The following is a 614-nucleotide window of genomic DNA, read 5'->3' on the forward strand; positions in this document are numbered from 1 at the left end:
CAGCGTATCCAGATAAGTTGACATACGCTGCGTCATTTCCAGCGTGGCGCTGTCATGGGAACCGAAAATCAGCGCTTCAGTTTTACGTCGCGGCTTTTCAAGATAATACACATCCTGTTTCAGACGCGTTTCCTGAAGTCCTTCACCTGTCGATGGCGTAGTGGTCGCGGCGATGTTGTCATAAATTTGCCAGGTAACATACCGCCAGGTGTCCACGCGTTTATGAATAGCGTGAGTGATATCGACAATTTGATAGCTTTTGTCTTTCAACCAGGCGTTGACGGCGCTCTGTACCATAACGCCCATCGTTACCAGCAGCACAATGATCAGCAATAAGAAGAAACGGGTAATGCTTCCCGGTAGAAGGGAGAATCGGGTAGAGACCGTTGTGTCAGACTGACTCATTTATGTTTACGACCTGTAAAAGCAACGCTGAAGGTGAAGGGCAGTATAAAGGGTAATGAATGAATTTCCAGACTCTTACGTCATGCCGGGCAACTTAACACGCGCTCCGTCGGCGGGACGGGAAAAGCGTACAACCTTCGCAAAACGGTACAAATATAAAGACTACTTATAAATGTTTAGCACTAAATATCAAGAAATTATTTGCTAAT

Annotated in this window: 1 pseudogene; it reads right to left on the reverse strand. The window is 46.1% G+C overall.

Annotated elements, in window-relative coordinates:
- Positions 1-405, reverse strand: a pseudogene (locus K0335_RS22165) (phosphotransferase RcsD); the annotation flags it as partial.
- Between the last annotated feature and the right edge of the window lie 209 nt (positions 406-614).

Origin of the sequence: Escherichia sp. GZ89 (assembly GCF_019366485.1) — a bacterium.
Classification (GTDB): Bacteria; Pseudomonadota; Gammaproteobacteria; order Enterobacterales; family Enterobacteriaceae; genus Escherichia; species Escherichia fergusonii.